Annotated in this window: 24 protein-coding genes; 17 read left to right on the forward strand and 7 right to left on the reverse strand. The window is 37.6% G+C overall.

Annotated features, from left to right (window positions below; genetic code table 11):
- Window positions 1-28: 28 nt before the first annotated feature.
- The 6 genes from KKH39_03335 to KKH39_03360 all read left to right on the forward strand — a co-directional run bounded on the left by KKH39_03335 (window position 29) and on the right by KKH39_03360 (window position 11,613).
- Window positions 29-1,345, forward strand: coding sequence for a ferric reductase-like transmembrane domain-containing protein (locus KKH39_03335; GenBank protein ID MBU1203042.1), 1,317 nt, complete (start codon window positions 29-31; stop codon window positions 1,343-1,345).
- A 310-nt stretch (window positions 1,346-1,655) separates the two neighbouring features.
- Window positions 1,656-3,452 (forward strand): hypothetical protein, encoded by a 1,797-nt coding sequence (locus KKH39_03340; protein ID MBU1203043.1) that lies wholly within the window; start codon window positions 1,656-1,658, stop codon window positions 3,450-3,452.
- Between the two features lie 141 nt (window positions 3,453-3,593).
- Complete coding sequence (locus KKH39_03345; protein MBU1203044.1) at window positions 3,594-7,268, forward strand: DUF5011 domain-containing protein; 3,675 nt, start codon at window positions 3,594-3,596, stop codon at window positions 7,266-7,268.
- A 76-nt stretch (window positions 7,269-7,344) separates the two neighbouring features.
- Complete coding sequence (gene mutM, locus KKH39_03350) at window positions 7,345-8,205, forward strand: bifunctional DNA-formamidopyrimidine glycosylase/DNA-(apurinic or apyrimidinic site) lyase (protein MBU1203045.1); 861 nt, start codon at window positions 7,345-7,347, stop codon at window positions 8,203-8,205.
- Window positions 8,206-8,322: 117 nt separating this feature from the next.
- Window positions 8,323-9,003 (forward strand): SdpI family protein, encoded by a 681-nt coding sequence (locus KKH39_03355; GenBank protein ID MBU1203046.1) that lies wholly within the window; start codon window positions 8,323-8,325, stop codon window positions 9,001-9,003.
- A 216-nt stretch (window positions 9,004-9,219) separates the two neighbouring features.
- The gene (locus tag KKH39_03360) at window positions 9,220-11,613 is read left to right on the forward strand and encodes a hypothetical protein (GenBank protein MBU1203047.1); all 2,394 of its coding nucleotides are present in this window, start codon (window positions 9,220-9,222) and stop codon (window positions 11,611-11,613) included.
- A 91-nt stretch (window positions 11,614-11,704) separates the two neighbouring features.
- Here KKH39_03360 and KKH39_03365 read toward each other — a convergent pair whose 3' ends face one another.
- Together KKH39_03365 and corA are read right to left on the reverse strand one after the other, a co-directional pair.
- Window positions 11,705-12,691 carry a tRNA-dihydrouridine synthase gene (locus tag KKH39_03365; protein MBU1203048.1) on the reverse strand — a complete coding sequence of 329 codons (987 nt, stop codon included), beginning with the start codon at window positions 12,689-12,691 and terminating at the stop codon, window positions 11,705-11,707.
- A 78-nt stretch (window positions 12,692-12,769) separates the two neighbouring features.
- Complete coding sequence (gene corA, locus KKH39_03370) at window positions 12,770-13,693, reverse strand: magnesium/cobalt transporter CorA (GenBank protein ID MBU1203049.1); 924 nt, start codon at window positions 13,691-13,693, stop codon at window positions 12,770-12,772.
- Window positions 13,694-13,801: 108 nt separating this feature from the next.
- On the opposite strand from corA, the gene KKH39_03375 reads away from it, so the two are divergent.
- From KKH39_03375 to KKH39_03390, 4 genes are all read left to right on the forward strand, one after another.
- Window positions 13,802-14,215 (forward strand): septum formation initiator family protein, encoded by a 414-nt coding sequence (locus KKH39_03375; GenBank protein MBU1203050.1) that lies wholly within the window; start codon window positions 13,802-13,804, stop codon window positions 14,213-14,215.
- Window positions 14,216-14,217: 2 nt separating this feature from the next.
- Entirely contained in the window at window positions 14,218-15,126 is a 909-nt protein-coding gene (locus tag KKH39_03380) for a hypothetical protein (GenBank protein MBU1203051.1), read from the forward strand.
- A gap of 6 nt (window positions 15,127-15,132) precedes the next feature.
- Window positions 15,133-15,813, forward strand: coding sequence for a cell division ATP-binding protein FtsE (gene ftsE / locus KKH39_03385; GenBank protein MBU1203052.1), 681 nt, complete (start codon window positions 15,133-15,135; stop codon window positions 15,811-15,813).
- Window positions 15,814-15,890: 77 nt separating this feature from the next.
- Window positions 15,891-16,808, forward strand: coding sequence for a permease-like cell division protein FtsX (locus tag KKH39_03390; GenBank protein MBU1203053.1), 918 nt, complete (start codon window positions 15,891-15,893; stop codon window positions 16,806-16,808).
- Between the two features lie 62 nt (window positions 16,809-16,870).
- On the opposite strand, the gene rpmA is transcribed toward KKH39_03390, so the two are convergent.
- The 3 genes from rpmA to lexA form a co-directional block, all read right to left on the reverse strand.
- A complete protein-coding gene (gene rpmA / locus KKH39_03395; GenBank protein ID MBU1203054.1) occupies window positions 16,871-17,149 on the reverse strand; it encodes a 50S ribosomal protein L27 in 279 nt (92 codons plus the stop codon).
- Between the two features lie 213 nt (window positions 17,150-17,362).
- Window positions 17,363-17,503 (reverse strand): hypothetical protein, encoded by a 141-nt coding sequence (locus KKH39_03400; GenBank protein MBU1203055.1) that lies wholly within the window; start codon window positions 17,501-17,503, stop codon window positions 17,363-17,365.
- Window positions 17,504-17,525: 22 nt separating this feature from the next.
- Window positions 17,526-18,125 (reverse strand): transcriptional repressor LexA, encoded by a 600-nt coding sequence (gene lexA / locus KKH39_03405; GenBank protein MBU1203056.1) that lies wholly within the window; start codon window positions 18,123-18,125, stop codon window positions 17,526-17,528.
- Window positions 18,126-18,340: 215 nt separating this feature from the next.
- On the opposite strand from lexA, the gene KKH39_03410 reads away from it, so the two are divergent.
- From KKH39_03410 to KKH39_03425, 4 genes are all read left to right on the forward strand, one after another.
- Entirely contained in the window at window positions 18,341-19,084 is a 744-nt protein-coding gene (locus KKH39_03410) for a hypothetical protein (protein ID MBU1203057.1), read from the forward strand.
- Between the two features lie 157 nt (window positions 19,085-19,241).
- The gene (locus KKH39_03415) at window positions 19,242-19,565 is read left to right on the forward strand and encodes a hypothetical protein (GenBank protein MBU1203058.1); all 324 of its coding nucleotides are present in this window, start codon (window positions 19,242-19,244) and stop codon (window positions 19,563-19,565) included.
- Between the two features lie 2 nt (window positions 19,566-19,567).
- The gene (locus KKH39_03420) at window positions 19,568-19,777 is read left to right on the forward strand and encodes a hypothetical protein (protein MBU1203059.1); all 210 of its coding nucleotides are present in this window, start codon (window positions 19,568-19,570) and stop codon (window positions 19,775-19,777) included.
- A gap of 53 nt (window positions 19,778-19,830) precedes the next feature.
- Entirely contained in the window at window positions 19,831-19,998 is a 168-nt protein-coding gene (locus tag KKH39_03425; protein ID MBU1203060.1) for a hypothetical protein, read from the forward strand.
- A gap of 312 nt (window positions 19,999-20,310) precedes the next feature.
- On the opposite strand, the gene KKH39_03430 is transcribed toward KKH39_03425, so the two are convergent.
- Both KKH39_03430 and KKH39_03435 read right to left on the reverse strand, forming a co-directional pair.
- Window positions 20,311-20,958, reverse strand: coding sequence for a hypothetical protein (locus KKH39_03430; GenBank protein ID MBU1203061.1), 648 nt, complete (start codon window positions 20,956-20,958; stop codon window positions 20,311-20,313).
- 2 nt (window positions 20,959-20,960) lie between these two features.
- The gene (locus KKH39_03435; GenBank protein MBU1203062.1) at window positions 20,961-22,253 is read right to left on the reverse strand and encodes a PEGA domain-containing protein; all 1,293 of its coding nucleotides are present in this window, start codon (window positions 22,251-22,253) and stop codon (window positions 20,961-20,963) included.
- Window positions 22,254-22,412: 159 nt separating this feature from the next.
- On the opposite strand from KKH39_03435, the gene murA reads away from it, so the two are divergent.
- Genes murA through rplI form a run of 3 tightly spaced genes read left to right on the forward strand, consistent with a single transcriptional unit; the run spans window position 22,413 to window position 25,468 of the window.
- Entirely contained in the window at window positions 22,413-23,720 is a 1,308-nt protein-coding gene (gene murA / locus KKH39_03440; protein ID MBU1203063.1) for a UDP-N-acetylglucosamine 1-carboxyvinyltransferase, read from the forward strand.
- 21 nt (window positions 23,721-23,741) lie between these two features.
- The gene (locus tag KKH39_03445; GenBank protein MBU1203064.1) at window positions 23,742-25,016 is read left to right on the forward strand and encodes a S41 family peptidase; all 1,275 of its coding nucleotides are present in this window, start codon (window positions 23,742-23,744) and stop codon (window positions 25,014-25,016) included.
- A 2-nt stretch (window positions 25,017-25,018) separates the two neighbouring features.
- The gene (rplI, locus tag KKH39_03450) at window positions 25,019-25,468 is read left to right on the forward strand and encodes a 50S ribosomal protein L9 (protein MBU1203065.1); all 450 of its coding nucleotides are present in this window, start codon (window positions 25,019-25,021) and stop codon (window positions 25,466-25,468) included.
- Window positions 25,469-25,565 lie beyond the last annotated feature (97 nt).

Here is a 25,565-nt window from a genome sequence, read left to right on the forward strand (position 1 = left end):
AATATAGTAAAATTATTTTATTATTTTTATGACCTTAAATAGAAAGATTAAGTCATATTTTAGTTTATTGGTGTTAGGACTACTTATATTAATGCCAGTTTTTATTTTATATAGCAATGTCCCTTTTAATAAGGTATTTTGGCCCTGGACAGTATTATTTACCAGTTTGGGCAAACTAACGGGCCTGATTGGCTTGTCAACTTTTGCTTTTGCTTTACTTTTATCGGCTCGTTTTGTTTGGTTGGATAAAATTTTTAATGGTTTGCCCAAGGTTTTAAATATCCATCGTTATTTGGGCACTATTTCTTTTACTTTTATAATACTTCACCCCTTATTTTTAGCATTTAGGCTACTACCGGTGTCTAATCAGGCTTCTTTGGGTATATTTTTATACTGGACCGAGGCAGCTTATATTTTTGGTTATACTGCTATGCTAATATTTATGTTTTTGATTGTTATGACATTTTTTTGGCGTATGCGTTATGAAAGGTTAAAATCACTACATAGCTTATTGGCTGTGCCGTTGATGATAGGCGGTGTCCATGCTCTACTTATTGATAGCGATGTAAAGAGAATCTCGGGACTGGCGTGGTATTATATTATATTGATTACTATTAGTGTTTTGGCATATTTGCTTAGATTGTTTTTGATAGAATACAAAATAAAAGCTAGACCATTTGTAGTAGAGTCTGTAGAAGCACCGACCAAAAACACAATAAAGGTATTATTGAAGCCTAGTAAAAAAGTTCTAGCTTGTGAGCCGGGACAATTTATTTTTGTGTCTTTTGACGATATAGATAAAAAAGAAGAACATCCGTTTTCTATAGCTTCAATTTTGCCAGATGGACGCTTGGCTATTATTGCCAAAGAATTGGGAGATTATACTAGTAAGATGTCAAAATTAAAATTAGGCTCGCGGGCTATGGTGGATGGTCCTTATGGGACTTTTGGTCAAAATGCCGATAAAAGCAGGCGACAAGTTTGGATTGCGGGTGGTATTGGTATTACGCCTTTTATTTCTATGGCCAAAGATTTTACCAGTTGCCCCGATGAAAAAGGGCAAGTAGATCTTTTTTATGTAGTAGCCTCACCAGATGATTTAGTAGATGCTGATTATCTGGCTCAGATACAGTCTAATTGTCCAAATTTTAAAATAACTACCCATGTATCAGGTCAAGAAGGGCGTTTTGATGTTGATAAACTCAAGTCTTTTATCCGTGATTTTAATTCTTGTGATTTTTTTATCTGCGGCCCGACAAATATGATAGAGTATTTTGTAAATTCTTTGAGGAAAGAAAGTGTCCCTAAAAAGTCCATTAATATAGAAGCTTTTAGATTATTATAATATAATAAAGTTATGAACAAGATTGTTATTATTGTCGTATTTATTTTTTGGGCTGCTATTAGCTTTTTTTATGCCAGTAGTCTAGTAAAATAAAATTTATTTACCGGTTGGGTGACATCTTTTAATAATGTTTACAATGTCACTAACTATATTTGCTCACATCTATCCTGGCTAGCTATAAGATAGTTACATGATGATTAATATATTTTATAGCTTATTTATGCTATAATTTATATATAGTTTATAGTTAGTATTGACAAAATTGGTTATTTGTGATTTAATTGATTATTAAATATTTTGCCTATTTATTATGTCTGACAAAGACAACAAAATATTAGATTCAGACGCCGACGGTTTGACCGACGAAGAAGAAAAAAAATTGGGCACTGATCCTTTTGATCAGGATTCAGATCATGATGGTTTGGGAGATTATCAGGAAGTCAAAGTCTATGGTACTGATCCGCTTGATAGAGACACAGACTGTGACAATATCACTGACGGCACTGAAGTAAAAATGGGCAGAAATCCAAGAGGTCGTGGCACTTTGAGGGATTTGTTTTTGCCGACCCCGTGTAACAATTACCGACCAAATGCTCTACATCCAAGAAGATTAGTTTTTCATGCCGTTTCAGCTGTAGTAATAAAAGCTTTAATGGTCATTTTTGCTTTGTCTTTTCCTGTTCAGGCTTGGCTTTCTCCGGATATTTTGACGGATCAGGCCAATAAAATTATAGATCTTACCAATGATATTAGGTTGAATTTAGAATTAAAACCATTGGTTAAAAGCGAGCTATTAACTCAGGCAGCTTTAAATAAGTCTCAAGACATGCTTATCAACGAGTATTTTGCTCATGTAGGCCCTGACAACCAAGCCTTGAGAAACTGGCTGTATAGTGTTGGTTACAATTTTCATGTAGCTGGAGAAAATTTGGCTATGGGATTTTCTGGGGCTGACCAAGTAGTAACAGCTTGGACCAATTCTGAAACTCATTATGCCAATCTGATTGATCCGGAATTTACAGATATTGGTGTTGGGGTAGTCAGTGGTGATTATCAAGGTTATGATACCACCCTTATTGCTCAATATTTTGGCACCCAAACCCTTATTGAACCACAACCAGAGCCAGAACCAGAAGTATTACCATCTAAAACTGATATTTATGATGCCAAAATAGAGCAGGCGGCTGTAGAAAACCTGTCAGAGTTGCAACCTGAGCCTGAATTAGAGCCAGAACCAGAAGTATTAGCAGAAGAGCCTACTATACCAGAGCCAGAACCTCAGGAAGTCTTGGCTGAGGAAATAGAACAAGTGAATTTGGCTACGCCTGTATTACTAACACCTTTGAACAAGGTTATTTTGGATAATGACTTAAATTTATTTAAAATTTCTGCTTTGGGTGCTCAGACCTTGACTATTGTGGATAACAATGAAGAAATAGTTACTAAATATTTGGAAAATGGCTATTTAGAAATAGCTCTAAGGTTAGATCAAGGACAGCATTATATTTCTTTGATATCTAAAGCTTCTGGTCAAGAGAGTCGTTCAATTGATTATTTATTAACTGTGGATAGCCAAGCGCCACTAATTGACCATGAAAAAACTAAGATTTTGGTCAATAAACCGACTGGTCAGGATGATATAGTAGTAAAAGCTACTGTCTATGTCAGCGAAGACGCTAATTTTGTCAATGTTGCCTTTGCTGACCAGACTATTGATATGCAAAGAGATCTCAGTGAGGTTGGAAAATGGATAGGGAATAAAATAATGGTTGATGTAGATTATAATCAGTATTTTAATCCAGTTGTATTGGCCACAGTCACAGTTGGTGATAAAGCTGGTAATCAAACAATTCAAGATGTAGCGTGGCAGGAAATCAAACCAGCCGTAGGCTCTACAGTAAATCAGTATGTTTTTGTCAAGAAAAATCCATCAGAATCTATTAAGCCTTTATTTAATTTAGGTTCAATTTATTACAAAATTTTACTAGGGTTACTTATAATTACAATACTTTTGACCATATTTGTAGAGTTTAGGCAACAAAGGCTAAAAACCATTGCCTCTGCTTTGGGAGTTGTAGGTTTGCTTGTTTGCTTGACTATTTTCTAAATAATAGTGTAAGGTTAAATTGTAGGGTAATCTTTATAAAAAATCCTTGACTTGTGTCAAGAATTTATGGTATAAATATATGTTAGTTTAAATATAAGCTGATGTATCAGTATAGCTAAACAATCTAAATCAATCAAACATATGAGAGAAGTCTTTAGGAAGAGTTTCTTTCTTTTTGTAGCCCTGAGTATGATAATAGGAAATACAGGTATATCCCTGTCTTTTTCTATTCCATCAGCTAGGGCAGCAGCAAATGAGAAAGAGCTAAAAGTTGCAGGTGAGTCTGACAAATATACTGTTTGTCACGCTACCGGTAGCGGAACGTTTAATAGACTGAATATCTCCGAAAGTGCTTTGGGTGGTCATTTTGAAAATAATGATACACCTGTGGCTGACCATGAGGATGATATTTATTTGGGTCTAGACAACGAGAATGTTTTACAATGTCCAGAAGGGCAGTCTATACCACAGCTAGTACCAAGTGTTGGTGCTCAATTATGTGGAGATGGAATAATAGACGGTCAGGAAGCTTGTGATGACAATAATACCACCACTGAATATTGTGGTGATGGAACCATCCAAAGTGGTAATTATTGTAATGCTGACTGTACGGCTGAGATTTTATTGAATGAGCAGTGTGATGATGGTTCAAGCGGATCAGGATCTTGCACTTCAGAATGTATATTAATTCCAGAAGAATGTTCAGATGAGGATAATCTTATTGTAAATGGTAGCTTTGAAGAGCCAGTGGTAACAGACAGTTCTCTTTGGCAAAAAATGACTTCAGTTTTGGGCTGGTTTATTGAAAAAGTATCTGACAATTCAGTCGCTACCTTGGAATTACATCGAGGCTGGAGTGGCAACATTGCCTCTGATGATTGGCAGTACGCAGAGCTTGATGGTGATTATTCAAGTCGTATTTCTCAAAATGTGACTACAGAACTCGGCGCACAATACAAACTTTTTTGGTCATTTGCACCACGTCAAGATATAAGCGCTGAACAAAACCATCTTTCAGTAGAATTGGATGGATCTCAAGTAGCCACCAACGGACCGGCTACAGCTAGTGCTCCTTTGTTAGAAGGTGATTGGACAAACTCCAATTATTCATTTACTGCCAATAGTACCAGTACAGAAGTATCATTTTTAGACATAGGTCCAAGTGACAGCTTTGGTACATTTGTTGACAATGTACGTCTTTGTAAAATAGCTGATCCAGAGCCGGAGACTTCTTATACTCCATGGTGTAGCGCTTTATTAGGTATTATTCGCGAATCCTTAAACTCAGATATTTACAATGATGTGGCTGATTTAAATAACGATCAGTTAGTCAATTTGGTGGATGTTTCTATGATAGCACAGCTTTATAGTAATAATGATAATGATGGCTGTTATGCTAATTTTGAAAATCCAACTAGTGAACAAAGAGAATTTTATTTCCAATGTGAAGATCCAAATGTCAGTTGGTGTGAAGGACTTATTCAGGGAATCACTGATAGTTTAGATTCTAGTGTAGGAGATGACAAATATTTTTATGTTTTTGATCTAAATAATGATGGTATTATAGATATTAGTGATGTAGGTTTGGTCGCCCAGCATGGAAATGATAATGTTGCTTGTTATGCTTATTATGCCCCGCCATTTATGATGTGTGAAGAAGAGTCATATAACCCATATTGTGGAGACGGAGAAAAAAACCAAGAATGGGAGCAGTGTGATTTGGGTAGAGAAGTTGCTTTATCTCCTTCAAATTCAGTTGGTTGTAGCGAACAATGTCAATTTGTAGTTCCACAGGAGTGTAATGATTTGACATTAGCTAAAATACATATTGATGATGTCCGCAATTGGGGGCAGGGCGATATGACTAGTGATTTATTTCTAGGCTCATCATCATATAAGATACCGCACGATGTGTGGTTTCCACTTTACTGGAATGGTTCATACTTTTTGGATTCACATGTAGCTACTTATGAAGATGTGCCTGGACTAGCTGTTCAAAGATTAGAAGATAGTCTCAGAGTGGTGATGCACGGTACAGCAGATACTCATGAAGATAGAGAGCATGTAGATGGGTATATTGAGTTCTGGAATGCTTCTCTAGTCAATCAAAGTACTGATAATTCCACAGCTTACCCAGGTAACAATAGGCTGGAAAATGGTTTTGATGGTACTGGCGTAGGCACATATCATCCTGCTAATGACGAAGTATGGGCAGCTGATAATATGTCACATTTCTGGTTGACTGTTACCACGGCTGATGACGGATATTATTCTGATTGGTTAATTGTAGAAGATTGTCAGGAAGAGGAAATTCCTTATGCTCCGTGGTGTAGCGCTTTATTGGGCGCTTTTAAGGCATACTCTGATGAAAATTCACCGAATTATCTAGTCTATAATAGCGTTATTGATTTAGATAATGATGGTTCTATAAGTCTAATTGACGAGGGCATTCTAGCGGATATGTATTATAATGGTTATGATGAAGCTTGTTATATTGAGTTTGACCATCCCGAAGGTGGCTATCAATTCCAATGTGAAGATACAAATGTCGGCTGGTGTGAAGGTCTTTACCAAGGAATAAAAGATTCTGTGGGAGGCGAAGCTGATGTTGAAGGGTCAAATTATTCAGAAATTTTTGATCTAAATGATGATGGTTTAATCAACTTAAGTGACGTAGGTATGATGGCTCAACTATTGATTGTTGGTGATGAAGGAGCTTGCTATGCTCACTATGTACCACCGTTTGAAATGTGTCAGCAAGAGGGTAATCCACCAGTTATTACTTTGATTGGTGATGCTACAGTTTATATCTATGTTGGAGATTCATATACTGATCAAGGCGCTACAGCTGATGATGATGAAGACGGCAATATCACTGAAGATATAGTCACTTCAAATTCAGTTGATATCAATACTGTTGGAAGCTACACAGTAGCTTATAATGTGACTGACTCAGACGGTAATCCGGCTGACGAGGTCACTAGAACTGTAGTGGTACGAAATAATGGCGGTGGTTGTACTGTAAATTGTGGGGGAGGCAACAATCCAGCTGACGCATCCAATATAAAAGCAGCTGTCAGCTGCGAGGAGGTGGTAATTAGTTGGGATACATCAGAAGACTCTTTGACCTGGATGCTATATGGTGAGACAGACACTTATGGTAATGAAAATAAAGGTACTGATTTTGATTCTAGTCATTCAGTCGCTTTAAGCGGCTTAACACCGGGTAGTGTTTATCACTATATTGTAAAAACACAAGACTTTGATGGTGCACAAAAAACAGATTATGACCACACATTTACTACTATGACAGCTGAGCAATGTGGCACAGTCTTGGGTGAAAAGATTGAAGAAGAACCAACTGAGCCAGAACCACAAGTCTTGGGTGAAAAAGAAATGACCTGTAATTTCTTGAGACCTTCTGGATCACATGGGCCAGACAAAGATATTGAAGGAGTATTTGAATTTCCAAATGGATCATTGCTCCGTGATATTTGTAATAAAGAAATGTATGTATATTTACTCAGAGATCAAAAAAAATGGCATGTTCCAAACTGGCAATACTTGAATGATAATTATAGAGGCCAAAGAATTTATAATGTCTTAACCTCAGTTTTGGATGCTTATCAGGATTGGAGTGGTAGTGTTTTAGGCACCAAAATCTATGCCGATGGCACTTTGCTCCGTACCCCTGATCATAAAATCTATGTAATATCAGGCTCTAAAAAATATCATATAAAGAATCTTCAAGGACTCTTTCAATATATTGGTAAGCCGATTATTGATGTAGATTATCCTGTACTTAGTCAATACTAAATCTAGCTTTGATTAAATATAATAAAAACAGGCCCCGATTGCAGGGGTCTGTTTTATTTTGTATAATTTAGCTGATATGCCAGAATTACCAGAAGTAGAAACTATTAGACGTGGTCTGCAGAAAAAAATAATCAACAAAAAGATTGTAAATATTGAAGTTATTAAGCCAAAGCTTATCCGAAACAAAATGGATTATTTTTTGAATACCTTGAAGAATAATTATATATTTGATATTGATAGAGTTGGTAAATTACTGATATTTAATCTAGCTAAAGATGATTTGTATCTTTTGGTACATCTCAAGATGACGGGTCAATTAATATATGTCTTGGGTGATAGTTATTTGGCTGGTGGACACAATTTTCCTCAAGTTGATAATCTACCCAATAAATATTCACATATTATAATAAGGTTTTCCGACAATTCGCATTTGTTTTTTAATGATTTGCGTCAATTTGGCTATTGGCAAATAGTTGATAAAAATCAAAGACAGAAAATAGAAAATAAATATGGTCTGGAACCAGGAAAAGAAAATTTTAAATGGTCGGAGTTTAAAAAAATATTTAATAAACGAAAAGGTGTTTTAAAAGCCATTCTTTTGAATCAGCAGATTATATCAGGTATTGGAAATATTTATGCCGATGAAATATGCTTTCGAGCTAAAATATTGCCTGATAGGACAGTAGATACATTGACGGAAAGTGAAATAAAAATACTCTATCAAGCTTGCCAATATATTATAAACAAAGCTATAGTTAATCGTGGTACGACTTTTAGTGACTATAGGGATAGTGATAATCAAAAAGGTAATTTTGTCAGATTTTTAAAAGTATACGGTCGGGCTGGTAAAAAATGTCTTCGTTGCAAGAAAGAGGACATTAAAAAAATAAAATTAGCTGGTCGGGGGACGCATTATTGTCCCAATTGTCAGAAATAATTATTAAATTATTTATATTCACCCCGTTAGAAATTTATTTTTGTGGCTATGAATATGTGTGGAAAATATGGATTAGGTCTTAATATATTTGTTAATTAATAAATTTTATTTATTTTTATGGAAAACAAACAACGACAAAAAATTTCTAACGGGGTAAAATTAATGGACAAACTATCTTTACTGTTGATATTAGCGATGATAGTTATGGCTTTTTATTTTTATGGTCAGCTTCCAGATAGAGTGATTAGCCATTGGGGAGCAAATGGTCAAGCTGATGGTTATAGTAGTAAGAATTTTCATATTTATTTTTTCCCGTTTTTGACAATAGCTTTATATTTACTTTTTAAGTATTTACCAAAGATAGACCCTAAGCGTAAAAATTATAAACAGTTTGATATTAGCTATCATGCCTTTCGCCTAGTTATGATATTTTTTTTCGTAGCTATGTTTGCCCTTACATCTTTTATTAATATTGGTTATCAAATCAATATGTCTGTGGCTGTTTCAAGTATGATAGGAGTGTTGTTTATTTTTATAGGTTTTATAATCAAAGATATAAAACAAAACTGGTTTATGGGTATTCGTACTCCTTGGACCTTATCCAACGAAAATGTTTGGAAAAAAACTCATATGTTTGCCCAAAAGATTTTTATTTTTTGTGGTTTTATTTTTATAGCATTGCCTTATTTACCAGTTCAGTATTTTTCTTATTATATAATAGCTATTATTATCTTGGTGAGTTTGGGTACTTATGGATATTCATATTGGCTTTATAAAAAAGAGGATAGCAGTAAATAAGGAACTTAAATTTTAATATTTTTGCTAATACTAGCCATAATTTGGCTAGTATTTAGTATTGACAAAATTTTTATTATATGATATAATATAATGTTTACTAAGGTAGGCAAATTGTGTCTTTAAGATTGCGCCTTAGGGCCGATCTTTGAAAATAGGTTTTTAGGTAAAGAGAAGCAAAGTCAAGGTTTTCCCAATAGACCTAAAGGAGGTCTTGTCATGAGTCGTTACTTCAAAGGCGTGGAAGAGAACAATGCTCATCAGTGGCAAAACCATGTTATTGAGCCGATCTATCACTGGATCTGGCCCCATAATGTGGTCACTATCTTGGTTCTTGGTAGCCTGTTCTTGATCTGGTGTCGGCTGGTTCGCATGGCCTGGCACGAGTTCGAGGGTAGTGAGCAGATCTACCCCTCCACCAGCCCGCAGCGGCGCTTCGGCAAGTGGGGTCACCGCTTCGTACTGGTCATGATGGCCTTCTTCTGCATGCATTTTGTGTATTTCCACCAGACGGTGGATATCAGGCCTTGGTTCAACTTGGGCTATGACACGACCATGGAAGTGGTTGAGCGTGGCTCCGGTAAACTCGGAGAGATGATCAGCAAGATTCCTGTGCCCGAGGGCTACGAGTTTGAAGGTCAGGAAACTACGGCTGACAGCTTCTATGTTGTGGGCGAAGACGAGGAAATCCCTGAGGGATACACTCGGGAGTCCTGGCAGGAGGAAGTCAACCGTCCGATCGGAGGAAATACCGTCAAGGCTAAGCCGGTAGCTCAAAAGAGGCCGGCGATCGTCATCGTCGAAGTCGAAGACGATAACAAAACAACCGAAGCCAGTTGGAAGGACAACTGGCTGACTAACGCCATCGTTTCGTTGGTCATTGCCCTCCTAGTTGGTATCCTGACTACTGTCTACACCAAGCGACGTGGTTGGGTCTGGAGGAATTATTTGATTGGCGGGTTGGCGTCTGCCTTGTTGGCAGCAGTGGCCTACTGGGGTTTCATGATTTTGACGTCTTTCTCCGAGAAAGTTACTTGGATTAATGTTGTGTTGATGTTGGTCTTTGTCGGCCACGGCTGGTGGAGACTCAGTGTTTCGGCATTCAAGCCCAAACACTGGAATCGCGATGTCGATGAGGAAGGCAATGCCGTGGGCGATCCCAAGCCTCACATCTGGGGTATCTGGGGTTGTGTGCTTTTCCACGGTCTGATGGCAGCTTTTAGTTTTTTTGATTACTGGACGTTCTGGTCTATCTTGGCGGTTTGCATCGCCTGGGTGATTGGCAGCATCTACGTAATCAATCTGCGTGAGCTCTGGGCTGTCACTGTGTTTCGCAAGCCCGTGTACTGGCGCATCCTGTTTTTTTTCAGGACTCACCTGAAGAACGGTGTGTGGCCCAGTATGGTACCAAGTTGGTTCTGGGAAACGCGAGTAATCGTGATTCCGCATGAGCTCTTGGAAGTCAACCCCTGGGACACGGAAGCCGTGCCCACTGATACGACGGTTAGTGATGACGGAGATGTCATCCCCGGTCCCGAGATCATTGGTCGGGTCAAGATGTCAGTCATCCGGCAGTACCCTAAGCCTTATCTCCAGCTCTCCGCTGAGGACAGGGCGATTGACAGTAGTCAGGACCAAACTCGTGGTATCCAGGGTGTGATGAAGCGTCATGTGCTGACGGCTTTTACTAAAATCGTTCGTCAGCTGAGCATGGAAGCAGCCATGTCCAAGGATATTTTCGAGGACAGGGAGAACAGGGATCTTCTCAAGATCACTACCAGGATTTTCCGTCTGAAGCTCATCTCCAACAAGATGCATGACAGACTGATCAACTGGCTGACCTTGGCCGAAGCTCCTGATGTGTCCGAGCTCCCCGTGTTTCCCGAGGACTTGACTGAAGCTGAGGACGTGTCGGGCAATCGTTTTGTTCGTCACTTCCTGCGTCCGCTCGGCAAGGCTGCCAAGTGGACCGGCGAGAAGCTGTGGCAGCTTTCGCGGCCGTTGCTTCTCTGGCTGGTCATGAAGATCAGCGAAGTGGTAGACGAAACTGAACTGAAGGCATATCTTGGTAGCGAGGACAAGAGCGCTGTTGAGTATCCTTCAATCATGGCGTTTTTGGCAAAGCTGGCCAACGAATACGAGTGCGATGTTGAACACCTCAGCATTGTGCGCGTCAAGAAGGTCATCTTCGGCAGGGTCTACAAAATCGACAGGAAGGTCAGCTTCTTTGAGTATGTGGCTCACGAGTTGCGTACTCAGACCGGCGTCGAGCTCAAGGAGCTGGAGATTCTGGACATGACTCCGGCTGACAAGGAGCTGATTCAGAAATATGCCGAGATCAAGCTGGTTCAGCTTGATATCAAGAAATTCACTCTCTTGACGGCGTCCAACACCAAGGCTGGCGAAGCTGAGATCGCCAAGCTGCAGGCCATCTTGGGTGGCATGCAGACTGCAATGAAGATGCGCGACGACGCCACCGTCGAGGAGCGTCGCAAGGCTCTCCACGACTGGTTCGTCTACATGTTCATGGAGCGTAAGGACGATCGTACCTTTGTGTTGTCCTCTGGTATCCAGGGGATGATCGAAGGCCTGATCAGTCCGCGTGCTGCCTAAAACCTAAAACCTTCCCCCATCATCGGGGAAACAACACGCCGGGGCGTCCGAAAGGAGCGCCCCGGTTTTTTATTGCCAATTTTAAAACCCGCTAGTTTAGCGGGCTTAATATTTTGGTCACATCTTCCGGCTTTTCTACACTGACCAGAGCCTGTCGTAGGTCCGAAGCATTAGGATGTCCTTTGACATAAAATAAAAGATGCTTTCTCATTTCTTTAAAACCCTTAGCTCCTTTGGCTTGCCATAGTAGATTAGCATGTTTGATAGCTGTTTCTTTTTTGGTTTGCCAGTCTACTTCTTGATACGATCCAGTATTTATATAATCCCTGATTTGTTTGAATAGCCAAGGTTGGCCATAAAGGGCTCGTGATAGAGCAATGCCGTCAGCGCCAGTATATTTGAGGTCTTCTACCACTGATTCTACAGTCTGAAAAGATCCATTGATTAGAAAAGGGGAATTTTTGAATGTTTGTTTGAATTTTTGACAAGCATCTTTGAGAGCTTCTAAATCTACTGGTCCGCTAAAAGGTAGCTCATAGCTTCGTCCATGAACAATCATAGCGGCAATGGGCAAATCTGATAATTTATCTATAAAATCAAAAACAGTTATTTTTCCATGACTAGGTTCGCCTTGGATTTTATTCAAACCAATTCTGGTCTTTACAGATACTGGTAGATCAACAGATTCTATAGTGGTTGTTACTATTTTTCGGACAGTATCCAAATCACGCAATAGACATATTCCACCGCCGTGGCCAGCTACTTTTTTGGCTGGACAGCCAAAATTTATATCAATGCCAGCTACTCCGGTAGCAGCCACCATTTTAGCTGCTTTGGGATAAAGCTCGGCTCTACGTCCAAATATTTGGACTACGACGGGCTGTTCATTAGCTTTATAATCAAGCATTTTGATAGTTTTTTGGCTATCATAATAAAGCGCGTCCACAGATACAAACTCAGTATGGACCACATCAGCTCCCCAGGACTTACAAATTTGACGCCAAGCACTGTCAGTAATGCCAGCCATAGGCGTGGTAGTCAGTAAGGGTTTTTTTAATTGTTGCCAAAAATTTGTCATTGTTTACTTAAATCCCACCCAAAGCAAAAGCTATAGGTGGGCTTATTTATAGCAAAAAAGTAGGATTTTATCAAATATTTAGAGCCATTTTCTTTTTTTGAAATACAACAAGGAAAGTACTATAAAAGAAAATATAATAGATATTAGAAAATAAAAATCATGTGTATTACCAATTATTGGCATATACTTGGCATTCATGCCAAAAATAGATGCTATAAGGTTGGCGGGAATCATAATAACAGATACTATAGTTAGGGTTTTCATAATATCATTGAGGCGGTGATTTATCAGTGATTCATTGGTTTCTTGGAAAGTGTTGATATTTTCTTTGAGTGTTTCCAAAATATCCCAGATATCTTTGGTACGATCCAAGATATTACTAAAATAAATATTTGTCTTATCAGGCATAAAGAATTTACTGTGGGTGTTCATCAATTTTTTGATGATATTTTTGTGGGCTTGCATTATACGCCTGAAATCTACTATATTTCTTTTGGTGTGAAGGATTTCCACTACTAGTTCTTTTTCTTTTTCTTTAAAAATTCTTTTTTCAATACTTTCTATTTCCTGAGTAATATGGTCAAGCATCGGCATGGCGTAGTTTTGCATACGATGGAGTATTTCATAAAGCAAAAAAACCGGATGGTTGGTCATCATATATTTGTCTTTGCTGTATTCGTTGGTGTTTACTTCTTCAAAAAAGTTTCTAAGTACCGGAATATATCCGTCGCTGATGGTGATAAGATATTTGGAACCTATAAAAAAATCTACTTCACTTGATTCTATTTCTCGGGTTTGTCGGTTGTAAGCGGGGAAGGTAAGTATGAAAAAAATATAGTTTGAGTATTCACTTATTTGTGGACGCTGTACTTTTACTAGACAATCTTCCAGATCAAGGGGATGAAAATCGTACTCTTTTTTTAAATAATCAATTTCCTCACGCCCAGCTTTTTCTATGTGAATCCAAAGAAATTTTTTTGTTTTGACTTTATTGATTTTCATGATTTGTTTTTATTTGTATATATTATAATACTTTTTTTCTCATAAGGCAAAGACTTTTGGAAAAAAGAAAAGATTTATGTTATAATTATTTTATTATTCAATCTGTTTATGACAGGCAAAATATATCGTAGACAATCATCATCCAATAGATCCGGCAAACAAAGTTGGCGTTCCAAAATATGGACATCCAATGTTTTTTCTATATTTTTATTGATACTTTTGATAGCCTCTTTTGTCAAAGTAAGTCAAGAAGTATTGTTGCGTTATGAAATCAATAAAGAAATAAATAATTTGGAAAGACAACTTGGTGACTTGCAGGATAAAACTGAAAAAATGGAGCAACTTATATCTTATTTGCAAACAGATGAATACATAGAAAAAGAAGCCAGATTAAAACTTAATCTCAGTAAGCCTGGTGAGAAACAAATAAATTTGGCTAATCCAGACGAAAAGAGTATTGTTTATCAAGAGGAGGATAATACTACAAATGTAGGGAAGTGGTTTAATTATTTTTTTAATTAAATATGAAAATTTTGAAATTTATTAAAAAACTTAGTCGAAATATAAAAATAGCTTTGTTGGTTTTATTGGTAGTTCTCTTGAGCCAGCTAGTAATTGTCAAAATGGTCTATGCCGGCAAGCTCAACCAAAACTTTTCAGAATCAGTGGCTGGATTTTATAATCTCAAGGCGGGCTCTATCAAAGAAGAAAATAAAACACTTAATATTTATCTTAATGATTATTTTAAAAATAAAAAGTTTATAATAAGTTTTTTAGAGTCCCAACAGGACAATTCTGGTAATACTGAGATGCCATCAGATGAACAGATCAAAGAGATTGTCTGGAAAAAGCTAGTAAAAAATACCTGGATAAACTCTTTGGCTGATGAGAATGATATAAAAGTTGAACCTGATGAGATAGAACAGTATTTGGATTTTTTGGGTGGTAAAGAAAAATTGATGGAAGTATCAAAAACAAATTTTAATATATCTTTTGAAGAATATGAGAAGCTGGTAGTCAAGCCAAGTATATTGGAAGCTAAAGTGCATGATTATCTTTTGTCCAATTATCAGGATGTAGATGGAGTGTCTAAGATTCAAGAAGCTTATGCATTATTAGAGAGGGATAGTGGGGCTACTTGGTCTGAAGTAGCCAAAATGTATTCGGATGACCAGACTTATGTAGAAGATAGTTTATGGCTCAAAGAAAGTGAATTAGTCAGCTTTTATGAACCAATAAAAGAATTGCAGGTTGGTGAATTTAGCAAAATTGTCAAAACCCCGCTCGGTTATATTATTTGGAAGCTGGATGATATAGATAATAGTGGCCAAGAAGCTGTCTGGCAGGCCAGAGCTATATTTGTGATGGGTAAAGACATAGAAGATTTTTTTGATGAATATTTAGAAAAAACAGAAATAAAAAAGAAGTATTAAAATACTATGATTAAAATTATTGATTTGAACAAAAGCTACGATAAAAAAGTTCAAGCTCTCAAAGGTATCAATCTTCATATCAAGCCGGGAGAGTTTGTCTCTATTGTCGGTCAAAGTGGATCGGGCAAATCAACTTTGGTAAAGCTTATTATTGCTGAAGAAAGACCAGATGCAGGTAAAATAATTATTGGTGGCTGGGATATCATTGGTATCAAAGACAGAGAAATACCCACTTTGCGTCGTCAACTTGGTGTTATTTTCCAAGATTTTAAGCTTTTGCCAAAAAAAACCGTTTTTGAAAATATTGCTTTTGCTATGCAGACCTGTGGTTTTAAACCTTCAGAAATAAAGAAAACAGTATCTCAGATTGTGGCTTTGGTAGGTCTAAAAGGAAAAGAGGATAGATATCCTACTCAGCTATCAGGTGGTGAACAGCAAAGAGTGGCTATTGCCAGATCTTTGGTACACAAACCAAAACTTTTGGTAGCCGATGAGCCAACTGGAAATTTGGATTCTATAAACACCAGGGAAATTATTGATTTATTGAAAAAAATAAACAACATGGGAACCACTGTAGTTTTGGTGACTCACAATAAAGATGTAGTCAATAATTTGCGTCACAGAGTCATCACTCTGGACAATGGCCTGGTGATTTCTGATCAATCAGAGGGTAGATATTTATTATAAATGCTGTTATAAATTATTAATAAGATGATATTATATTACTTTCTCGTTTATTTCCAAGGGAGTAAAAACAAAAATATATGATAAACATTTTGAGAATTTTTAAGTTTGCTTTGCAGGGGTTTTTCCGAAATTTTTGGCTATCGGTAGTGACAGTGACTATGATGCTTATGGCGGTATTTTCTATTACTCTGCTTTTCGGGATGAATTATGTAAAGGATGTTACTATCAAAACAGTGGAAAATCAGGTAGATATATTGGTGGAGATAAGACCAAATGTTAGTCGTGAACAGGTAGAGAATTTTGTTGCTGATTTGGAAGATTTGGAGGAAATCAAAGATATATCTATTATTAGCCCTGAACAAAATAAAGAACTTTTTGTCATCAATAATAAAGATAAAAAAGTTCAGGAAGTTTTGGATATTTACAACAATGATGAAAATCCATTTTCTTACTCATTGGCTGTCAAAGCCTACAAGCTAAGTCAATATTCCAATATTATAGATTTTTTGGATAATGAAAAGTACGCCAGTATTGTCGAGACTAGCGATATTGACACTCACGAAGAAGTTATAAATACTGTCAATAATGCAGCAGATTTTATCAACAAATACAGTTGGTACTTGGCCGGTGTCTTCTTGTTGATATCAGTTGTAGTTATTTTCAATACTATCAGAATCAGTATTTATACCCGTCGTGATGAAATAATGATTATGAAATTAGTCGGCGCTAGTAATTGGTTTATTAGGTTTCCTTTTGTAGTAGAAAGTATTTTTTATGCCTTAGTAGCTATTCTTGTGGTGCTTTTGTTGATATTTCCTTTAGTCAATTTTATCCAACCATATTTTAATAATTATTTCCAAGGCACTCAAGTCATTGATTTGATTGGTTATTTTAAAAACAATTTTGTATCTATCTTTGTTTATCAATTTTTAGTGCTAGCCTTTTTAAATATGCTCAGTACGGCGGTAGCTATACGTAGGTATTTGAGGGTTTAAAATATTTTTTATAAATAAAAAACACCCAGCCTTTTACGAAAGGCTGGGTGTTTTGAATTATATTACTCAGGGATTACGTCAATGTATTTTGTTTCTTTTAGTGACCCGTCAAATTTCTTTCTTTTTAGTCTTCTAAATTGGACTGTTCCAGATATTTTGGCAAATAAAGAATCATCATTGCCTTGACCGACATTTTTGCCAGCGTGGAATTTGGTGCCTCTTTGGCGTACCAAAATAGCGCCCGCTTTAGCATTTTGACCGGCAAACAATTTGACGCCGAGTCTTTTACTCTGGGAATCTCGGCCTAAACTAGTGGAACCTCCTGCTTTCTTATGTGCCATGTTTTTAGTCTTATTCTTTTAAAACAGTTTACCCTGTTAAATCCTGCTTTGCAGGAGCCCCTTTGAGGCCATTTAACAGGGTGAATAATAGCCAAAATATCTAAATATGTCAACCCTGAACCATCCGCTTGAGTCTCTGGTTCAGGGTTTAGAACCCTTAATAACAGGCATTTTTAAGGGTTTTTTCGACATTTTTAGGGTTTGTACTTATCGTTAAAATAGCTTTAACTGCTCTTTTCTAGATACCAAAGTGGGGCATTTGTAGTAGTTTATCTTGCTAGAGTATTTTTTGAATAAATATTCTTCAAAAAATTTACGGTACTTGGCTTTGGTGCTTCTTTTTATTTTGAACATATCGCTTTTCTTTAATTTTATATTATAAGAAAGTTCTCAAAATCGCTTTTACTATACCTTGAATGGCCGGATTTTTAACAAAGATAGGTCTCATAGTGCGGTTGGCAGGCTGTAGTCTAATCCGATCCTTTTCTCGAAAATATTTTTTGAGTGTGGCATATTCATTATCCAGAAGTGCTACTACTACGTCACCATTTTTGGGATAGAAGTTTCTTTCTACTACCACGTAGTCTCCATCAAGTATTCCGTCTTCAATCATGGATTCACCTTTGACTTTGAGGACAAAGCTGTTTTCGTCACGGACTAAATGCTGAGGAATGGCAATTGTCTCATTGCTTTGTATGGCCTCAATCGGCTCTCCAGCAGTAATCAGTCCAGCTAGGGGCAGTTCAATTGCTTTACCAAATCTATGGTGGATAACTTCCAGTGAGCGAGCAGCATTGTGCGAAGATGTTATGAGGCCTTTGTCTTCAAGTGATTTGATATGCTCGTGGATGGTAGCAGTAGAGGATAGGCCAAAGTACTCAGCAATCTCTCTATAGCTGGGAGCATATTCATTGCTCTGGATAAATTGAGTGACAAAGTCTAATATTTGCTTTTGTCTTTTGGTTAACTCAGGCATAAAATTGTTGTTTATTTCTTATGTCTTTATTATATACCGAACAAAAACCGAAAGTCAAGTAAGGTATGTGGATAAGTATTTTCACAGTTTTTATAATTGACAAAAATGATTATATAAATTATATTTTATTGATATTTTATAGTTCTATTCACCCTAGCCAGCCTATAGATAAATAGGCAATTACAAGACCATAGGTCTTTCCAAAGGAGTTTGACATGCTCAAAATCGCGATTCTCGGCAACAGCCAGGAGAGCCATGAGACTGCCAACTGGCAGAAGGCCAGGGACATGGCGGCCATGCTCTCTGGTGGATGGCACCAGATTATCTCGGCCGGCAGTAATGGTATTGCCTCGGCGGCGGCAGCTGGTGTGCGGCAGATTCATCAGGTGCCTGTGCCTGGTCAGTTTTCTCACCTCAGGGTGCTCACTGACATCGGGGACTCATCCAACTACTTCCCCTCAGAATCCAACGAGAACGACTACTTCGGCAACCTGAGCAAACTGGTTATGTGTCCCGACATCTGGGTCTTCTTTCCTGGACAGGATGGTACGGCCCAGCAGCTGACTTCTGTGCTGCATCTGTTGCGTAAGGGCGTATTGTCCTTGCACTACAAGTGGATTGTTATGATGGACTCGGAAAATCCTCTGATCAACTGGGGTACTGCCTTTCTCAAGATGCGTGATTCCAAGATCAGCTGGATCGTGACCGATGACATTGGTCGCATTGAGGAGCTGATCGACGATATCGAGTTTCGGGCGATGGATCTCATTGTCCGTGTCTGGCAGGACTCTCAGCTTGATGGTGTCATGACCAGCCGGGAGCTTCGGCAGCAGGTGATGATGGCCGATCCTCGGATGGGCTACGATCTCTGTGAACGGATGATCAACAAGGCCGCCAGTTACGGCGACATCAAGATCACCGACAAGAGACACGTCAAGTCGTGGCTCAGCATCAGCTAGAGCCGCTGTGTCGGGGCCTCAACACACTACTGCGTGTGTCGGGGCCCTTTTTTATCTTGAGGACTTTGATTTTTGACAAAAAATGTGATTTATTTTAAGATAGCAAGCTAATTGTTCCCTTTGTCATGAGTCCACAAATCCGACATGGAGGTGTAAAATGGTGTCTTACAAAGTCAAGCTACAACACGGCAAAATTACAGCAGTTGAGTTCTGGGAAGAAGGGCTCAGAGCCAGGTTTTGCAAGATCATGATTGAGAAGCTCTCAGAAACACGCTATTACACTACTACCAACTGGCTTGGTCGTGGTCAGGGTGGTCTGAATGTGACCAAGAGCTTGGCCAAGGCCTTGGCTGGCTTGCCTGAGGACTTTCAGTCCAAGGTGGAGAGGGCTTTTCAGATGGAAAGCCTCACGCCAGCAGACATCTGGCATATCTTTCCTGGTGCTGAGGTGATTACCCCTATCAAAAAAGTAAGGAGCTAGTCATGTCAGACATGGAGAAGCTAAAAGCCAAGATCATGGAGCTGGTCAGAGAAGGTGGTGTTAGCCATCGTTATACCCGCGATTTTCTAGTGGGACAGGTCGCTTGGCATGAACATGTCAGCTACAAAGTGGCTGACGCGGCCTTTGGGCAGCTGGTCAGAGAAGGTGTCATCGCCTTTGGCGGTGAAGAAAGCATGGTTGTCATAGTCTAGGGAGGTCATGGATGTACAGCACAGCTGAAGCGGCCAGACTCATCTTGCAACATATGCAGGAACAGTGTTTGCTCAAGTTTGAGCGTCGTGATCTGGTCATGTGGATGCGTACAGTTCACAGCAGTCAGTGTAACGACTGCATTTCTGAAGAAGCCATTGACATGTTGGCGGCCGAAGGTACTGTTGAATCGCTAGGTGATATCATAGTATTGGAAAACTGAAGCAGACTGATCTAAATAAAACAGGTGATCGTCAATTGTCATCTAGGCTAGAGCAGGCTGTATAGGCCTAGGAAGAAAAGCGAAAAAGGAGCATAGGCTATCATAGCAGGCTCCTTTTTCTTTTGTTTTCTTTTGCCACTTTTTGGCAGCAAAAAGTGGCGCAAAAACTGCCTCACAGTAGAAAAATTTTGGAATTTGTTGCTACTAGTCGCTATTTTTGTGAACTCGCCCTCGCTACGCTCGTAGCTCAAACAACACAAAAATAGCCGCGACTATCCGCGGCCAAATTCTGGCAATTTTTCTAAAGTTCGGTTATTTATTAAGCATTTTATCTACTATATAGGCGTTATTTTCTAGGATTTCTTTAATGTACTCTTTTTCATTTTCGTTTAATTCTTTCTTTAATAAGGCAAACATAGTCTTAGTTTTAGCTTGATATCTGTACCACAACCATTCTTCTTTTTGTGCAGCTAGATTTTTACTTGTATATTTTATATTTATTATAAAAAACAAATCTCCTGATGCAACTTCACGGTTTCTTTTAAAATGAGCAGCTCCAATATTATTGATACTTTCTTGATACATACTATTTACTAAAGAGTCTTCATATAGTTTGTTAGTTGTAAATGCAGAATTATCAATTTCTTTATTTAAAGTGGTAGTATATAAGGAGAATGATATATTTGTGGCCTGATCATGACCTATATTTTTTAGGAAAAAATTCACGTCCATATTCTCAAAATTATTATCTTCTTCGTTATCGGATAATTCTATGGATGGTGTAAGTAATACTAAGTTAGCTTCATTTAGAGGGTTGAGTTTTGACGACCAGTATATAGAATAGATAGAAGTGCCTATAGAAACTATTAAAGCAAATATAGATATTCCTATAGATATTCCTATAGGTAATTTACTGTTTTTTGGCCAATTGATGATTTTGATTTTTTTAGGTAAATCCATTTTTATTGTATAGTCAAATAAAAATTTTCTTCGGGAGTGAGAATAAAAAGTCTATCTCCTTTTTTGTTGAACAAATACATTTTCTTGCGGGGATTTTCCAAAAGATTGATGGTATTACGCTGGTCACGTCCGTCTATTTCAATCAGATTGGTGCGATCATTTATCTCAGAGATAAAATAACTACCATTGGGATGCCACATAATCTCCGAAACTAGATTGGAAGACCTATCAATCAGGCTTTGCCACTGATTTTTGTAATCAAAAAGGATTATTTCATGACCATTCGAAAGAAGTAGTCTCTCGTCGTGAAGCTCTGCCAAAGTCACTGGGATAGTGACCAGATCCTGAAAAGTATTTTTTATGTATAGCTTGGAGCCCATCAAGAAAATAAGATAATTATTGTCTGCTAGTAGGATTCTCAAATTTCCGATACTGGCATCATTGATAAATTGTTTTGATTCTAGGGTGTAGCGGTCAAACTGCTCTATATAATTTTCTTTATCCAGAGTGTACTGGACAATCAGCCAGTTGCCTTCTATATCAAAGTCATTTATAGATTGATCAATTTCCAAGAGCTTATCAGGATAAGCAGAAGAGTCCCAAGGCTCTCGTCTTTCTTTTCGGTATAGTTTATTATCTTTGAGATATATAAAGGTAGAAGAATTTTCTTCCCAAAGTATTTTTTGGATTTTGTCCAAGAGCAGAGGAGTTAGAGTTTTTTGGTTGATATCAAAATAAAAATATTCGCTTTGATTTTTTAAAAGCATCATTTGATTGTCAGCTGACCAGTCTACTAGGTCAAAGTCTTCTTCCAGATTGAAGACATCAAATTTTTTACCTTGCTCTACATCAGTAATTATCAATTTATTTTCGTCAATATAAGCGTATTGATATTTTTGTTTGTTTATCAAAAATCTGTCACTGCCCTGACCCAAAAGAGTTTTTTCTCTGTTTTCCAAAAATAAAACAATATCTTCGGCAAAAGTAGTCTCGCCTGAGGAGACGTCAAGATTTTTTTGCCAACTAACATATTTATTTTTACTGACCACTATTTTGTGTTTGCCTGGTTTTATGTTGAGCACCTGACTGGGGGTTTGACGTTTACTTTTTTGGTCATCCACATAGATATCAGCCCCTCGGGGGTATGACTTAATATAAAAAGCGCCATTTTTTTCAATATTGCCAGTATCAAAATCATAGCGATAACCTAAAGAATAGACCGTTAGTAATGGGGCTATTATAAAAAATAAGAGAAAAAAGAAAGAATATGTAAGTCTACGCAGTGTTTTTTCCATCCCGTATAGAAATTAATTAATTAGTTTTTTTGTAAAAATTTTAGCTAATTTTTGACTTTGTCCCTTAGAATTATGATAGTGAATCTATAATGAGACACGCCTTGTTATAAATCCGGTTTTGAGGTATTATTTATATTGTAAATTTAATATTACTATACTATGTCTAGTTTTATTATTCAAGGTGGAAAAAGCCTAGGAGGATCAATCAAAGTAGCAGGTTTTAAAAATGCTGCTACTCCTATTATTGCCGCTTGTTTGTTGTCCAAAGAAGAAATCACATTACACAATGTGCCGCTTATTGAAGATGTCAAAAGAATGATCCAGATTTTGGTCTCTATGGGAGCTAAAGTCACTTGGAGTGACAAAAATAGCGTCAAGATTAATTGTGCGGATGTTGATCCATCTAAAATGGATATGAAACTGGTCTCTACTATGAGATCCTCCACACTACTTATGGGAGCATTAGTCGGCCGCTTTGGAAAACTGACTACCAAAGAGCCGGGCGGATGCAACATTGGGTCTCGTCCTTTGGACGCCCATTTTTTGGGTTTTAGTAAATTAGGTATTGATGTGATCAGAGACAAAGAAGATGACCGTTTTTATACTTTAGAAAAAAAACGTCCAGCGGAAGAAGAAATCACTTTGAGTGAATTTTCTGTGACCGGTACTGAAAATATGATTTTGGCTTCGGTATTAAACCAAGGCAAAGTACAAATAAATATTGCTGCGGCTGAGCCTTCAGTCCAGGATTTGTGCTGGTTTTTGCAATCAATGGGGGCAGATATAGAAGGTGTGGGCACTCATACTTTGGTTATACAAGGGGTCAAAAAGCTCAAAGGCGCCGAATATTACGTAATGCCAGATCCGATTGAGACCGGTACTTTTATATCACTAGCTGGTGCTACCCGTTCTAAGTTTGTCATAGAAAATGTGGCTCCTGATTTTATTGCTTTGGAAATTGAAAAATATCGTGAAGTTGGTTTGAAGATGGATATTAAATATATTGACCTAAAACCAAACGGTAAATATAGACTGGCCAATATTACGGTGGACGGCAAAGTAGAGCTAAAAGCTATCAAAAAGCTTCATGACATGCCTCATCCAGGCTTTGCCCCAGATCTTATCCAGCCTTTTACAGTTATGATGACTCAGGCTCAGGGCACTTCATTGATACATGATTGGATGTATGACGGAAGGCTCAAGTATATAGCCGAGCTCAAAAAAATGGGAGCTAATATTGTCGTGTCTGATCCCCACAGGATAGTAGTGATAGGTCCTTCGCCTTTGTTTGGTAAGGAAATAACCAGTTTTGATTTACGAGCTGGAGCAACACTTATTATTGCCGCTTTATCAGCTTCGGGAGAATCCAAACTAACTAATATCTATCAGGTAGATAGAGGATACGAAATGCTTGATAATCGTTTGTCACAATTGGGAGCCAAAATACAAAGAGTTGACCAAGATTAAGAATTTAAAAATATAAAATATATGGACCAATTTAGCACTGGTAATCAGTTTTCGGTTGAAAAAAAGAAATCTTTATGGATTAAATTAGCCAAAATATATGCTCTTGCCTTATTTATTCTGGCTATTTTTATTTTTGGCTTAGCCTTGGGCAAAAGCACTAGTCAGTCTCCTAAAGATTCAGGTCAAGTACTCAAATATACAGCCAATGAATTAAAAAATATATTTTCAGATAACAATAATGATATAGATGTAGAACTATTTTCTGAGGTTTGGAATATTATACACAATGATTATTTGGATAAAAATCAGATAAATGATAAAGATTTATTTTATGGAGCATTAGCTGGCATGGTAGATAGTTTGGGTGATCCTCATTCTACATTTTTTGATCCCAAAATCACTCGTGAGTTTTCTCAGGAGCTTGAGGGTAGTTTTTATGGCATTGGTGCTGAGATAGGACGAAAAAATGGTTGGATTGTAGTAGTAGCGCCGCTACCAAACACACCAGCTGATAACGCTGGTTTAAAAGCGGGAGACAAAATATTGGCTATTGATGGCATTGATGCTACTACCATATCAGTAGATAAGGCAGTCAGTCTCATTAGAGGAGACAAAGGTAAAGAAGTAATATTGACTATTTATTCTGAAGATGATGAGGCAGCTCGTGAGGTGTCTATCATCAGAGATAAGATTGATATACCAAGCGTGGTTTACAAACTGGAAAATAATATTGCTATTGTAGAATTGACCAATTTTAATGATGATACTGATAAGCGTTTTTCCAAAGTAGCTCAACAGATAATCAATGATAATCCAAAAGGAATAATTTTGGATATGAGGAACAATCCAGGGGGCTATTTGGCAACCTCTGTGTCCATTGCCAGTTATTGGCTGGAGCCAGGTCAAGTTGTGGTCCGAGAATCTTTTTCTGACAAGAGAAAAGACAATGATTATAAAGCAGAAAATGCTATTAGTCTGGCTCAGTTTAAGACCGTGGTACTAGTCAACGAAGGCTCAGCTTCAGCTTCGGAAATTGTTGCCGGCGCACTTCAGGATTATGGTATAGCTAAAGTGGTGGGTATGACTACTTTTGGTAAGGGTTCAGTCCAGGAGCTGGTAAGCCTGTCAGATAACTCATCAGTCAAAATTACAGTTGCCCGTTGGCTGACACCAAATGGACGGACTATAGAAGGTCAAGGAGTGGTGCCAGATGTGGAAATAGATTTGACTACTGATGATTACAACAACGACCTTGATCCACAGTTAGACAAGGCCAAAGAAATGATTTTTGAATAACAATGAAAGTAGTATTAATTGAAAATATAAATTCTCTGGGCAAGAAAGGGGATATAAAAGATGTGTCCGATGGTTATGCGGCCAATTTTTTGTTGCCACATGGCCTGGTAGTTTTGGCTACCAGTGAAAATATCGCCAAGTGGCAGGCTCAGGAAAAACAAATTCAGCAAAATACAGATTTGCGTCAGGAAAATTATGATAAGATTGCCAAGACTCTCAACAAACAAAGTTTGACTTTTGCGGGTAAAGTATCGGAAAAAGATATATTATTTCAAGGGATATCACCCAAGGACATCGTCACAAGTATCAAGGAAAAATTTAATCTTGATATCAATGAAAAATGGTTTGTAAAATCAGAACATTTCAAAACGACAGGTAGGCATTCTGTTTTTTTGAGACTACCAAACAATAAATTAATTAGTTTTTTTATTAATATTAACCCCGTTAAATAATAAATAGCTATGGCTATTTATTAAATTTAATTTATATTTGTGATTAGAGAGAATATGATTTATAATTTTATATATTCAATTAATTATAATTTCCCGT

It is taken from the genome of Patescibacteria group bacterium (genome assembly GCA_018819405.1).
Classification (GTDB): Bacteria; Patescibacteriota; Patescibacteriia; order UBA1558; family GWA2-36-10; genus XYD1-37-29.